Raw genomic sequence first — 12,197 nt, 5'->3', positions numbered from 1 at the left:
TTTTAATTTTTTATTTCTTTTTATTATGCATTCATTTATAATAAAATCAAAGAAAACGTTTGCATACTTTTTTGCTGGGAGGAAAAGTCATGGCAGAACTAAAATTAGAAAACATTTATAAAATATATGATAACAATGTAACTGCAGTTACAGACTTCAATTTACACATACAAGATAAAGAATTTATTGTATTTGTCGGTCCATCTGGATGCGGAAAATCAACGACATTACGAATGGTTGCTGGTTTAGAGGATATTTCCAAAGGGGAATTCTCAATTGATGGCAAGGTAATGAATGATGTTCCTCCAAAAGATCGCGACATTGCAATGGTCTTTCAAAACTATGCTCTCTACCCACATATGAGTGTTTACGATAATATGGCATTCGGCTTAAAACTTCGCAAAATACCAAAAGACGAAATTGATCGCCGCGTAAAGGATGCAGCTCGTATTTTAGGCCTTGAAGAATATTTAAATCGAAAACCGAAAGCCTTATCTGGGGGACAACGGCAACGTGTCGCATTAGGACGTGCCATTGTTCGTGATGCAAAAGTCTTCTTAATGGACGAACCGTTATCAAACCTAGATGCAAAATTACGGGTAACAATGCGCTCAGAGATTTCTAAGCTACATCAAAAACTGGGAACAACAACTATTTATGTAACACACGATCAAACAGAAGCTATGACAATGGCATCGCGTCTTGTTGTTATGAAAGATGGAAAGATACAACAGATTGGAACACCAAAAGAAGTATATGAAACACCAGAAAATGTTTTCGTTGGCGGATTTATTGGCTCTCCTGCGATGAACTTTTTTCGTGGTCAGTTAACAAAAAATCACTTTGTAATAGACAATAAAGTAAAAATGAAAGTATCCGAAGGAAAAATGAAACTACTAGACAAGCATGGCTACATGAACCAAGAAATTATTTTAGGCATTCGCCCAGAAGATATTCATGATGAACTCTTATTTTTGGAAGCTTCACAAGACACAACATTTACAACACAAATCGATGTTGCTGAACTATTAGGTGCAGAATCTATTTTATATATGAAACTTGGAAATCAAGATTTTGCAGCTCGTGTTGACGCAAGACATACTTTTACACACGGTGACCAGATCAAGCTTGCTTTTGATATGAACAAAGCGCACTTCTTTGATATAAAAACTGAAAAACGTATTCGCTAAATAAAAAAAAACCGTCCACATACAAATTGAGGACGGTTTTCAACTTATTATACTAATGATTCTACTGTATGAAGTGACTGTTCCTTTGTACTGATAACACCAAAAATAGGTAGATCACTCAATCTCACTTCTTCTTGCTGTTCCATAAAAGATGACCTCAACTGTTTTATTTCTATCCAGACGTCATTTATGCAAAGCGCATTGGAATCGTTCTCTTTTTCATGAGAAAAAATTGGACCTATTTTATATAATCCGGCATTATTAAACAACATATCGATTCTGTTGTAGGCTTCAATTGCAACTTCTAAAACATGTCGCCAATCACTTTGCCTACTCATATCATGAGTAACAAAAAGTGCATCTCCACCTAAATCTACAATTTCCTCCACTGTTGCTTGTCCGTTTTCCTCATCAATATCTGTCACAATTACCTTTGCACCTTGTTGTGCCAACAAAAGAGCCGTGTTACGGCCAATGCCGATGCCTCCACCTGTTACAACGACAACCTTTCCTGCTAGCTTCATCGTCATTACTCCTTCTGGTTAGTCTTACCGTCATACAGTATACTCCTTTTTTCGAAGCATCCGCAAGCAGGAAAAGATAGATACATATAATATAATCGCTTACTTTCGAATTTTCCCTTTTTTCTTACTATTATACTGATCAAAAACTAGACCAATAAAAATAAGAATTCCCCAAAATAATAAACTTTCTCCTGTCATTTCGCTCCCTCCCAATGTGAAGAAACATGAACTCTTTATTATAAATAATAACATTTTCTTAATTTTCAGTCTATTAATTATAAAAAAGCGCGCCTTTCCAGGACGCGCCATCAATATGGAGGGTACTATATAGGAGATGCCTGTCCTATATAAATTCTATTATACCAATTAAATATATCGAATTTTGTAAAAATTTAGACTGAATAAAAATATTTTTATAATTCAAGTTGATTTTTATTCAATCATTTCCTATTTAACCAAATTCATAGTATCCTCCATTGTGCTGACAAAATCTTTAATGTTAGTATGACTAGTTCTTTCATATTTCCCCTGTACCAAATTATACAAACAAATATTTTCAAATTAAAAAAGGGAAGCAACTACTTCCCTTTCTCTACACAACACTTATAACTTTAGTTTTTACTATAAGATCATGAAAGCCACGATTATCACTTCTAATCAACATCATGTATATATTACATATCACCGGAATTCCGAGAAATAAGATATTTGGTACTAACAATACAATAAATCTCATTGTTAATATTCCTAACGTTAACTTTTCACTTGTAAGTGATACAAGTTTTGTACGTGTAACTTTTTTCCCTAGTGTATTTCCATTCCAAATAAATGGTAGAATTATAAAATAAAGCGCCATTAATAAAAATGAAAGCCCAAGGTCATAACGGATGTCTCCTGAACTCACATTAAAACGATTCAAAATTGCTTTATAGTTTCCTGTTGTAATTGCGACTATAACACCATACGAAACAGAAATGAAAAACATATCGATCATTGCAGCAGCTAGACGGTTTATAACAATCACTGGTTGATGTATTTTCAGCTTCATGTTGTGTCGACTCCTTTTTTCTATCCTTTATTAACCGTTTCATCGTATCATGTCTAAAAACAGTTGTAAACAACTCATGAATTGGTGTTTTATTTTCTTTTCCTGTAAAATATGTATCAATCACATTTCAGAAGGAGGAGCTCATATTGAAACGATTCATCATCGTTTGCTCTCTCATATTTTTAACTAGTTGTACAACAAATTTTAATCCATCTCATTACAGCATTGGGGATGAATATGAGCTCATTAATGTTTCCGGTAATGCACTAGAACTTTTCCCTAAAACAGATGCCTTGTACGCCTCTCAATATATTCCACCAGAAATTGTAGAAATTGCCTGGAACGACAATTATATTTTAGCAAAACAAATAGAGCAAACAGATGACCCTAATAACCCTGATGCTTCTATTACTAATCAAGCGACAGAAAATTATTGGATTATCGATTTGAAAAATAACCGCCGGTTTGGTCCCTATACAAAAAAACAATTTGAAGAACAAAAACAAGAATTTCGTCTCCCTGAACAACTCCAATTACAAAGTGTAAAAACTTACCTTACAAAAGAAAAACAACAATCTTAAAAAAGGTCAAATGAGATATTTCATCTGACCTTTTTCTCTATATTTTCTTTATAAAACAACATTCTATAAACAATGGTTCCAAACATAATACAAAATAATAACAGTAATGCATGTTGAATCGATACAATGTGCAGTTGTAAAATGCTTTGAACTCTGTCGTTATAACGATAATATCCCCATCCGTATAAAAAGACGAATACGATTATAAGTATATAAATCTTATGTTTATAGAAATAATGCGCAATACCCATTCCAAATCCAAATAATGCCCCTACATATACCAGTTCATATAGAAGATGAGGAAGTGATAGTTGCTCGATTCGTTGTAACATACATAATAATCCTATTTGAAAGCAAGCGGCTACAATAAACCCGACCAAAACCGTGAATATTCTCACGGATTGTCTCTCCTTTCACTCTATTCACTTCATTATATTCACGAAGTAATAAAACGAGCAGGCCGTTGCCGGGAATTGTATTATATGAAAAGAGTTTGTATATCTTTCCAACCGTATGCAAGTTCTTTTATGTATAATTCTTCAATATCCTTCTCATCTACAAAAGAAGCTTGTAACGCCTCATAAAAATATTTAGACGGATTGTTCGCTACTACCCAAACAAGCATAGAACGATATCCATTCTTATATAAATCTGCTGCCACCGCTTTTATCAATCTTTTTCCAAGTTTGTTACGCTGATATGCCCGTAAAATATATATCGCATATAACTCTCCGTCATACTCATATTTACCAGTTCGCTCTTTCCCGCCATCTGCAAAACCAATTATTTTCCCATCAATTGTTTTGGCAACATAAACATGCGACTGCTGCTTCTGTAATATTTGTTTCCACAATGCTTCTCGTTTCTCATACGATTTTTTATCTAACACTTCTTTTGGCATAATGCCTTCATATGTTTCTCTCCAACTATCAACATGAACGCGTGCAAGTTCTTTTGCATCATGTAGATTTGCTTTGACAATATACATTACGTTTACTTCTCTCTCCTTTGATTATACTCTATATGTTCTTGTTTCATCGTTATAACAGCTCCGCAATTCTTACATATTGCCACTTCTGCTGTCATTTCTGCGAACGGAACAATATAACTTCCAATATTGCTTTCTATATAAGGTGACATAGTACCTGTTTCTACTTCTTTATTACCACATACGTAGCATCCCTTCTGCATTTTCATTTCCCTCCTAAACGCTATATGTATATAAATTCTCTACAAAACGACATATTTCCTGTCCTACTAACAATTAAGAAAAAACCATTTCACTGTTATAGTGAAATGGTAAATGTTTGTGGTTCTGCTATTTTCTGATGTGTATCGCCTGTTGCAAGTACATCTGTTGTAAAAGAAATCCTTTTTATTTTTTCATTATTATCACTTAGTAAAAGACCAATTAACCCTTCCCTTATTTCACCAGAACTATAATCCTCTCTCGTTACACTTTTTGTACCAACAAACGTGTCTTCTGCATATAAGAAGTTTTGTTTTGGTACATGAAATTGTTGCGTTTCATTTACAGTTACATCATTCATAGAAAAGAACTGCATCTCTTTGTCTCCTGTATTTTCAACCTTATATGTAATTTCAACATATTTAGCAGTATCACCAATATCTTGTCCACTTAATGATGCATACCATTCTGCCTCTGCTTGGTCCAGTGTCTCACCTAAACGACGTTGTACTTCTTCTGGACTTAATTTTGTATACATTTCCAACATCTCTTTTGTTTCATCTTCCATATTCGATAGTGTAATAACTCTCACATTTTCTACATAGATTTTCATTGTTCCAACTGTAAATGTTTCATTTACATGTTTGATTTGTTCTAATTTTAGAGTACCCCAATTTTTTTCTTTAATCTCTTGTCCCACTTTTGTTAATTGTATGCCGCCGTATTCATTCGTTTCTGGAATGGCCTGTTTCTTCGGCTGCTTCACTTTTTCATGCTGAGCACAACCACTTAAAACAATAACAAAACTACATAAAATACAAAATACGTTCCATATTTTCATTGTCTTACTCCTATCATTACATGCTATGAAACAACCATTAAATATAATTATACTAATTATTTTCTCTCTAAATATAAAGTGAAACTTCCTTCATTAAGGGTTAGTCGAACCAATCGAACTTTTACGGACAGTTATCCCCCACCTATCTTCTTTGTTTTTTTCTGAATCTTGAGGTGAGGGTCTTACTGTCCGTTAACGCGGGATAAATAAATGATATAACTCTTCATTATTACACTTCAACCGAGAACAATGCAATATAGGACTAAAAAGATTCTGTATTTAATGTCCTTAATTTTTTATTAATAAGTTGTCTAATCCTTGTCTTTTCTGCTATTTTGAAAATATAATCTACTTTGAATATAACTACACATTCTCCAACTTTAATGGTGTACCTAGATGCAACTATGTATTGCTTATATTAGGAAAAATACAAGAAGTTACTTTAGAAGAAACAGAGTATTATCAAACGGTGAAACTCTGTTTGAAGATCGAGGGAGACTATTTCATACAGAAACAAAACCAGCTAATGAACACATTAGCTGGTTTTGTTTCTTATAGTGCTTCTATAAATAACGCTGCTCCCATACCGCCGCCGACACAAAGAGAAGCAATTCCCTTTTCAAGTCCTTGTCTTCTTAATTCATGAATCAAGCTTACTGTAATACGTGCACCTGTACATCCAATTGGATGTCCAAGACTGATTCCACTACCATTTACATTCACTTTTTCACGATTTAAGCCCAATTCTTTTTCTACTGCTAAATATTGCGCAGCAAATGCTTCATTAATTTCAAATAAATCCGCATCGTTTACTGACCAATTTACATTTTCCAGTCCTTTTCGAATTGCTGGTGCTGGACCGATTCCCATAATTTTAGGATCTACCCCTGCCATAGAGTATCCTACGATTCTCACTAACGGTTGCAGCCCTTTTTCTTTCGCTTTTTCTTCACTCATTAGTACTAACGCTGCGCTTCCGTCATTAATACCCGATGCGTTTCCTGCGGTTACTGTTCCACCCTTACGAAAAGCTGCTTTTAAACCCGAAAGTTTTTCTAACGTAATATCTGCACGAGGATGTTCATCTTTGGAAACAACAATCTCTTTTCTACGTTCCTTTATCGTAATCGGCACAATTTGCTCGTCAAAATAGCCCGCTTCGATTGCATGAATGGCACGTTGATGACTTAACACTGCTACTTCATCCTGTTCTTCACGAGAAATTTCATATTGCTCAGCAAGATTTTCCGCAGTTTCACCCATCATAATATGATTCGTTGGATCTTCTAGCACTTCCCACACCATATCACGAATTTCTCCGTGTTGTAGTCGTTGTCCCCAGCGGTTCTCTTTCAATACATATGGACTAGAGCTCATCGTTTCTACTCCACCTGCAACAACAACATCACTTACACCTAATTGAATTTGCATTGCTGCTGAAATTAATGCCTGCATACCCGAAGCACATTGACGCTGAATTGTGTAACCTGTAACTGTATCAGGAAATCCCGCCATAAGCGCTGCTGTTCTTGCTGTATTTGCCTCATCTGTTCGTTGAATACAGTGACCTAAAATCACTTCATCTACTTCGTGCGGCAAAACACCGCCTCTTTTCGCAGCTTCCTGCAATACAGGAACCATTAGTTCAGTCGGTTTTACATTTTTGAAAGCTCCTCCAAATGTTCCAATTGGTGAACGAACTGCAGCTGTAATGACTACATTGCGCATCTTGTACTTTCCCCTCTCCTATGTATCCTAGTAAATTTTTGGATGGAATAACATAAGATGTATATCTATATCTATTATATTATGAGGTAACTAAGAAATCAAAATATTTAATATAATAAAAAATAGAAAGAAGGTTCATTCTTCTTCCTACTCTGTTAATGCTAATAAAAATTTTTGAAGGATTTTTTCTGTTGTTGTATTTAATTTCGGTAACTTATCAATTGGAAAATACCGAATGTCTACCCCTTCTTCATCACATTCTATTTCACCATATACGTGATGTGCTTGAAATGCATTGATTACATTATAAATTTCGTCTCCATGCGGATAACGATAATATAAATCCTGCCCAGAGAGCACACCAAGAAATTGTAAGAAATCTGCTTTTAAACCTGTTTCTTCTCTTAATTCTCTCTCTGCTGTTTCTTCAATTGTTTCTCCTAGCTCCATTGCTCCCCCTGGCAATCCCCAATCATATGTATCAGAACGAAGTTGTAATAATACTTCATTCTTTTCATTTAAAACAATAATTGCTGAGCCTACTATAATAAGTGGTTTTGTTCCAACTAATTCCCTTAGTTCCTGTATATACCCCATTACATAACTCCCCTTTCTTTTCCTCTCCTATCATAGCAAAATTCCTTCTTTATTTGTTTGATACATATAAAAATATTTTCATAAAGTGAAACTTCCATCAGTGGGGGTTTTTTCCATCCCCCACTGATGGTTAGTTGAACCAATCGGGCTTTTACGGGCAGTTTTCCCCCCACCTATCTTCTTTGCTTCTCTTTGAATCTTGAGGTGGGGGGCTTACTGCCCGTTAATGCGGGATAAACAAAAAAAGAAGCTAATTCACATTAGCCTCTTCCTTCCTTATTATCTAGCCTACACGGCTCTCATATTTTACTTCTTCAAATGCTCTTTCAATTTCTTCATCTCGGTAATGTACGTATGTAAAACGTCCTAATTCTACTAAACGTGCGATTTCACGCAACGCTTTTGCTTGTTCATACTCTTGTTTTATGGAGACATGAACATAAAACTTCATAAGAGGACGCTCATACAAAGGTTCACCTACTTCCACATATACACTTTCTACCCCTTGTACAACTTGAGCATAACTCGCAAACTGATAAACAGCTTCACGATCTGAAACAATTTTAAATGTATACATGTTTTTTCCCCCTTTTCTTTTTACTATAACAAAAAATGGATATATAAACGTGTCGAAGTGTGACTATTTTCTGACTTCTTTCAATCAATTTTTTATTTTCCCGGCCAACACACAGCTGCTAATAAAATGAAATCCCATCAGTGAAGGGATAAAGTAAAACTTCCCTCAGTGGGGGTTTTCTTCATCCCCCACTGAGGGTTAGTTGAACCAATCGGGCTTTTACGGGCAGTTTTCCCCACCTATCTTCTTTGCTTCTCTCTCAATCTTGAGGTGGGGGGCTTACTGCCCGTTAATGCGGGATAAACAAGCGATTCCAAAAAAAGTACTCATAATCGCTACATTTCTAATCATCTTATTACATAACAATCACACCGCTAAAAAACCCAACAACAAGAACACTACATATACATACCTTGATGCTGTAATTTCCCATAATCATCCTAATGTAAATATAATAATTTCTTATCAACTTATGTTGTGACATGATAAAAAACTATCCTAAATGATAGTTAATTTGTCCATACATATTCTCTATTTTCACATAAAGTATTGATATAGACAATTTCTATAGTTCATAAAGGAGAGGGTATTGTTGTGTTTTTATTATTATGATCGTTATCGAAGAAGATCCCAATACACTGAAAACCGATCTGAATCTGAATCTGGATCTGGATCTGGATCTGACTCACAAGAAGAAACTACAAAAAAACATACACACAATCACAATGTTGCTCAGATTTCAGACAGTGGAAATTCCCGCGTAAATTTAAATGTAGACTCTGATTTAGATTCTGAAACAGCTTCTTCGAATCGGCAGTCTACTGATGTAGAACAGGGGCAGGGACAAGAGCAAGCACAGGGACAAGAACAAGGGCAAGAGCAAGAGCAAGGGCAAGGGCAAGCACAGGGACAAGAACAAGGGCAAGGGCAAGCACAGGGACAAGGGCAGTTGAATACAGATGTTACAAACCAATTATTAGCGGCTTTGCTCCCATTTTTAACAAATACATTAAATAATGCCGCTCAATCCTCACAAAATTACGCAAATCAAAATTACCCAAATCAGAATTATCCAAATCAAAATTACCCAAATCAGAATTACCCAAATCAAAATTATCCAAATCAAAATTATCCAAATCAAAATTACCCAAATCAAAATTACCCAAATCAAAATTACCCAAATCAAAATTACCCAAATCAAAATTACCCAAATCAAAATTACCCAAATCAAAACAACTATAATCGAGACAAATACGATTAGGCTACTAAAACGTAGCCTATTTTTGTAAGGAGGTTTTATCATGCTACCAAAAAACGGCTCAAATATTTCAAACAGCGGAAACTCCCATGTTAATGTAAACGTAACCGTCGATACAAGCTCCATTGCCTATGCGATGATGTGCTATTGGCACACGAGCGGTATGATTACGGATGAACAATTTACTCATATGATAACAAATTTTGGCAATTTACTTAACAAAGATGATGATATGTTGCCGCAACTTTTATCAAATAAAGAATATTCCCCATACATGATGCGGTCAAAAAATACTGTAGATACATTAAAAACATTTATTCCTTCTTTTTTCAATCGTTAAAGATATTTTCTTTTTATCTCGTCAGAAAAATTCACTATATTTGAGGTGTCTCATATGTGTCCTTACGTTAACATATGTGTTTGCATCGCTCCTGGAGCGAATATTGATAAAGACCGGATTGCTAGGGATATTACAATTACTGAATATATTTGGCATCCTATCGTATTTCAAATTGAAGATATCAGCACGTTAGACGAACCCTATCGTTTTAATGACGGTGAAATTAGTTACATGTCTTCACTAAAATCACAACCAAAGTTGACTTCTTTATTTGCTGAATGTACCGAACGTGCATCGCAAAGTGATATTTATATTTGTTATATCGGTAGTGATTATTTTCAAGAGCAATCCGTTATCGCTTGTGCCTATTCTTTATCAACTAATAAACAAATTAAAGGTTACATTGTATTAACAAACGCCGCTTCAGCTTGGAAGAACATGTACACACTCGCACATGAAATTGGTCACATTTTATTCACGCGCCGTGTACAGGACAAGCTTACAAATGCAGATCCCGAATGTCCAAACGGTTCCGAACACCATCCTTCTCCCACAAACCTTATGCATTACATCATTCCTACCCCTCATAAATCACAAATAGATTCCTTATTAACAAATACCCAAAAAGAATTATCTTTAAAAAGTCCCTTATTGCGCAAAGAAAAAAAGTAACCGCTGCAGTTACTTTTTCTTTGTAAATATTAAAATCCTAGTCCAACTACAAAACCAAAACAGAAAGAAGAAGAACAAAAGAATTTCATATTCACACGACCTTTACCAAATTAACAGTAGTCCTGCACATATAAATAAAAATGCACACCAAAAATACAAGTACCCAAATTTTTAAAATCGTTCTTCTTTTTCTGTTATACCCTTGATTCCTGAAAATAATAAAAATAAAATTACAAAAACAAACGTTACATAATTCAGTTCTGTATATATTCCACTTTGTAAGTTAAATACCGCAATCATTCCAACTGACAGTGTGTCAAGTAATAGAAAACACGCAGGATCCAATAATGATAACCAGTTTCGCTTTTCTGTTTCCATTTTCCCACTCTCAATTTAGAATACTGCGTAATCCTCTTTACACTTTATTCTTTTTATTTTCCATTTTGTTATACCATAAGAAAAGTAAAGCTAAACTTCCATACGCTAAAAACATTTGAGGAATACTCCAATATAGATTTTGTTTTGCTAACCCTTCAAATATAAACATAACAGAAATTGGTAAAATTATTGTAAGTACCCCTATCCAACGAAGAAGGTAAAAATTAATAATGATTAAAACTAAGAATATAATTCCTGCCAAAATAAAACTTTGCGATTCTGACAATTGGATAATCGGTATCCCCATCCATTCATCAACAAACTTAATTAATACAAGTAATAGAATTGGAATCATAACCATTACATATATAATACTAAACTCTATTAATTTGCTTTTAAAAGAAGACATTTTTAATGCAACAACCGTTACTATAATAGAAAGGAGTAAAATGATTGGATACCCAATTAAATCTACATTTGAAATCGTTAGATGATGATTGGGATTGCTAAATAAAATGCTATTCAATATCCAATACCCACCAATACTAACAATTGAAGTAACGAGAGATTTTACATTTTCCCTTTTATCAACTTCCATCTCTTCAGCCAATTCTTCTGCATATTCTTTCGGCGAGTCTCCAAAAATATCCGTTACCGTCTTTCCTTCTTTTTCTCCTTCTATTAAATGAAGCTCAGCGTCTTCTAAAAAGTTATTTATATCATCTTCTTTTATTCCCTTTGTTAATAAATATACTTTCATATCAATCAAAAACTTTTTACCTTCTTTAGAAACGTTCATATGTAACCTCCTCGTCTAGATTACTTATTTTTGATTTCCTTTCATTGTTTCAGCGTTAGAAATACAGACTTTACCGTCTGCTTTCCTTTCCCTCTAACAACCGCTGCACACTACTTTGCATCGCTTCCCACCTTTCCATGAAATCATCTAATGCATCTTCACCTTTTTCTGTTAATGTATAATATTTTCGCTTTGGACCAGATGGTGACTCCTTCATCGTACTCGTAATCAATCCTTCTTTTTGCATACGAATTAATAACGGATAAATACTTCCTTCACTTGCCATTGTAAAACCGTACTGTGCCAGTTTTTCACTCATTTCGTATCCGTATATTTCTCCTTCAGAAATAATAGCAAGCAAGCATCCTTCTAAAATACCTTTTAGCATTTGACTCGTCGACATTATTCAAATCCTCCTTCTACCTTGTTTTACAAGATAGATAAATATAAGTATCTTGCTTTACCAAGTAGTATA

General features: G+C 34.5%; 18 protein-coding genes. 5 read left to right on the top strand and 13 right to left on the bottom strand.

What is annotated here, in order from left to right:
- The first annotated feature begins 89 nt into the window (after positions 1-89).
- Positions 90-1,190, top strand: coding sequence for an ABC transporter ATP-binding protein (locus LRP84_RS00735; protein ID WP_230573323.1), 1,101 nt, complete (start codon positions 90-92; stop codon positions 1,188-1,190).
- Between the two features lie 47 nt (positions 1,191-1,237).
- Here LRP84_RS00735 and LRP84_RS00730 read toward each other — a convergent pair whose 3' ends face one another.
- From LRP84_RS00730 to LRP84_RS00720, 3 genes are all read right to left on the bottom strand, one after another.
- Complete coding sequence (locus tag LRP84_RS00730; RefSeq protein WP_335379673.1) at positions 1,238-1,714, bottom strand: SDR family NAD(P)-dependent oxidoreductase; 477 nt, start codon at positions 1,712-1,714, stop codon at positions 1,238-1,240.
- A 99-nt stretch (positions 1,715-1,813) separates the two neighbouring features.
- Positions 1,814-1,912: a flagellar motor protein gene (locus tag LRP84_RS00725; protein ID WP_230573322.1), complete on the bottom strand. Its 99-nt coding sequence runs from the start codon at positions 1,910-1,912 to the stop codon at positions 1,814-1,816.
- Positions 1,913-2,306: 394 nt separating this feature from the next.
- Entirely contained in the window at positions 2,307-2,762 is a 456-nt protein-coding gene (locus LRP84_RS00720; protein WP_230573321.1) for an RDD family protein, read from the bottom strand.
- A 146-nt stretch (positions 2,763-2,908) separates the two neighbouring features.
- Between LRP84_RS00720 and LRP84_RS00715 the strand changes: the two genes are divergently transcribed.
- Positions 2,909-3,343: a DUF3997 domain-containing protein gene (locus LRP84_RS00715; protein WP_230573320.1), complete on the top strand. Its 435-nt coding sequence runs from the start codon at positions 2,909-2,911 to the stop codon at positions 3,341-3,343.
- A gap of 20 nt (positions 3,344-3,363) precedes the next feature.
- Here LRP84_RS00715 and LRP84_RS00710 read toward each other — a convergent pair whose 3' ends face one another.
- The 7 genes from LRP84_RS00710 to LRP84_RS00680 all read right to left on the bottom strand — a co-directional run bounded on the left by LRP84_RS00710 (position 3,364) and on the right by LRP84_RS00680 (position 8,275).
- A complete protein-coding gene (locus tag LRP84_RS00710) occupies positions 3,364-3,741 on the bottom strand; it encodes a DUF2157 domain-containing protein (RefSeq protein WP_230573319.1) in 378 nt (125 codons plus the stop codon).
- Between the two features lie 80 nt (positions 3,742-3,821).
- Positions 3,822-4,331, bottom strand: coding sequence for a GNAT family N-acetyltransferase (locus LRP84_RS00705; protein ID WP_230573318.1), 510 nt, complete (start codon positions 4,329-4,331; stop codon positions 3,822-3,824).
- Between the two features lie 5 nt (positions 4,332-4,336).
- A complete protein-coding gene (locus tag LRP84_RS00700; RefSeq protein WP_230573317.1) occupies positions 4,337-4,534 on the bottom strand; it encodes a hypothetical protein in 198 nt (65 codons plus the stop codon).
- A 95-nt stretch (positions 4,535-4,629) separates the two neighbouring features.
- Positions 4,630-5,373, bottom strand: coding sequence for a hypothetical protein (locus LRP84_RS00695; RefSeq protein WP_230573316.1), 744 nt, complete (start codon positions 5,371-5,373; stop codon positions 4,630-4,632).
- Positions 5,374-5,925: 552 nt separating this feature from the next.
- On the bottom strand, positions 5,926-7,101 hold the full coding sequence (locus tag LRP84_RS00690; RefSeq protein ID WP_230573315.1) for an acetyl-CoA C-acetyltransferase: 1,176 nt from the start codon (positions 7,099-7,101) through the stop codon (positions 5,926-5,928).
- Between the two features lie 147 nt (positions 7,102-7,248).
- A complete protein-coding gene (locus LRP84_RS00685; RefSeq protein ID WP_098305785.1) occupies positions 7,249-7,698 on the bottom strand; it encodes an NUDIX hydrolase in 450 nt (149 codons plus the stop codon).
- Between the two features lie 283 nt (positions 7,699-7,981).
- Positions 7,982-8,275 carry a DUF3928 family protein gene (locus LRP84_RS00680; RefSeq protein WP_230573314.1) on the bottom strand — a complete coding sequence of 98 codons (294 nt, stop codon included), beginning with the start codon at positions 8,273-8,275 and terminating at the stop codon, positions 7,982-7,984.
- Positions 8,276-8,867: 592 nt separating this feature from the next.
- On the opposite strand from LRP84_RS00680, the gene LRP84_RS00675 reads away from it, so the two are divergent.
- Genes LRP84_RS00675 through LRP84_RS00665 form a run of 3 tightly spaced genes read left to right on the top strand, consistent with a single transcriptional unit; the run spans position 8,868 to position 10,545 of the window.
- Positions 8,868-9,536, top strand: a complete 669-nt coding sequence (locus LRP84_RS00675; RefSeq protein ID WP_230573313.1) for a hypothetical protein — start codon at positions 8,868-8,870, stop codon at positions 9,534-9,536.
- Positions 9,537-9,576: 40 nt separating this feature from the next.
- On the top strand, positions 9,577-9,873 hold the full coding sequence (locus LRP84_RS00670; protein ID WP_230573312.1) for a hypothetical protein: 297 nt from the start codon (positions 9,577-9,579) through the stop codon (positions 9,871-9,873).
- Between the two features lie 54 nt (positions 9,874-9,927).
- On the top strand, positions 9,928-10,545 hold the full coding sequence (locus LRP84_RS00665; protein WP_230573311.1) for an ImmA/IrrE family metallo-endopeptidase: 618 nt from the start codon (positions 9,928-9,930) through the stop codon (positions 10,543-10,545).
- 171 nt (positions 10,546-10,716) lie between these two features.
- Here the strand turns inward: LRP84_RS00665 and LRP84_RS00660 are convergent, their stop codons facing one another.
- From LRP84_RS00660 to LRP84_RS00650, 3 genes are all read right to left on the bottom strand, one after another.
- The gene (locus tag LRP84_RS00660) at positions 10,717-10,923 is read right to left on the bottom strand and encodes a hypothetical protein (protein ID WP_230573310.1); all 207 of its coding nucleotides are present in this window, start codon (positions 10,921-10,923) and stop codon (positions 10,717-10,719) included.
- A 37-nt stretch (positions 10,924-10,960) separates the two neighbouring features.
- Entirely contained in the window at positions 10,961-11,722 is a 762-nt protein-coding gene (locus tag LRP84_RS00655) for a DUF1129 domain-containing protein (protein ID WP_230573309.1), read from the bottom strand.
- Between the two features lie 70 nt (positions 11,723-11,792).
- Positions 11,793-12,125 (bottom strand): PadR family transcriptional regulator, encoded by a 333-nt coding sequence (locus LRP84_RS00650; RefSeq protein WP_230573308.1) that lies wholly within the window; start codon positions 12,123-12,125, stop codon positions 11,793-11,795.
- Positions 12,126-12,197 lie beyond the last annotated feature (72 nt).

Origin of the sequence: Bacillus rhizoplanae, from assembly GCF_917563915.1 — a bacterium.
Taxonomy (GTDB): domain Bacteria; phylum Bacillota; class Bacilli; order Bacillales; family Bacillaceae_G; genus Bacillus_A; species Bacillus_A rhizoplanae.
This window is presented reverse-complemented; position numbering and strand designations above follow the sequence as displayed.

Coding starts and splice junctions, on each gene's coding strand:
- LRP84_RS00700 (WP_230573317.1), bottom strand. CDS start 4,534: ATGCAGAAGGGATGCTACGTATGTGGTAATAAAGAAGTAGAAACAGGT.
- LRP84_RS00660 (WP_230573310.1), bottom strand. CDS start 10,923: ATGGAAACAGAAAAGCGAAACTGGTTATCATTATTGGATCCTGCGTGT.
- LRP84_RS00705 (WP_230573318.1), bottom strand. CDS start 4,331: ATGTATATTGTCAAAGCAAATCTACATGATGCAAAAGAACTTGCACGC.
- LRP84_RS00665 (WP_230573311.1), top strand. CDS start 9,928: ATGTGTCCTTACGTTAACATATGTGTTTGCATCGCTCCTGGAGCGAAT.
- LRP84_RS00650 (WP_230573308.1), bottom strand. CDS start 12,125: ATGTCGACGAGTCAAATGCTAAAAGGTATTTTAGAAGGATGCTTGCTT.
- LRP84_RS00655 (WP_230573309.1), bottom strand. CDS start 11,722: ATGAACGTTTCTAAAGAAGGTAAAAAGTTTTTGATTGATATGAAAGTA.
- LRP84_RS00725 (WP_230573322.1), bottom strand. CDS start 1,912: ATGACAGGAGAAAGTTTATTATTTTGGGGAATTCTTATTTTTATTGGT.
- LRP84_RS00730 (WP_335379673.1), bottom strand. CDS start 1,714: ATGAAGCTAGCAGGAAAGGTTGTCGTTGTAACAGGTGGAGGCATCGGC.
- LRP84_RS00670 (WP_230573312.1), top strand. CDS start 9,577: ATGCTACCAAAAAACGGCTCAAATATTTCAAACAGCGGAAACTCCCAT.
- LRP84_RS00720 (WP_230573321.1), bottom strand. CDS start 2,762: ATGAAGCTGAAAATACATCAACCAGTGATTGTTATAAACCGTCTAGCT.
- LRP84_RS00680 (WP_230573314.1), bottom strand. CDS start 8,275: ATGTATACATTTAAAATTGTTTCAGATCGTGAAGCTGTTTATCAGTTT.
- LRP84_RS00735 (WP_230573323.1), top strand. CDS start 90: ATGGCAGAACTAAAATTAGAAAACATTTATAAAATATATGATAACAAT.
- LRP84_RS00690 (WP_230573315.1), bottom strand. CDS start 7,101: ATGCGCAATGTAGTCATTACAGCTGCAGTTCGTTCACCAATTGGAACA.
- LRP84_RS00695 (WP_230573316.1), bottom strand. CDS start 5,373: ATGAAAATATGGAACGTATTTTGTATTTTATGTAGTTTTGTTATTGTT.
- LRP84_RS00685 (WP_098305785.1), bottom strand. CDS start 7,698: ATGGGGTATATACAGGAACTAAGGGAATTAGTTGGAACAAAACCACTT.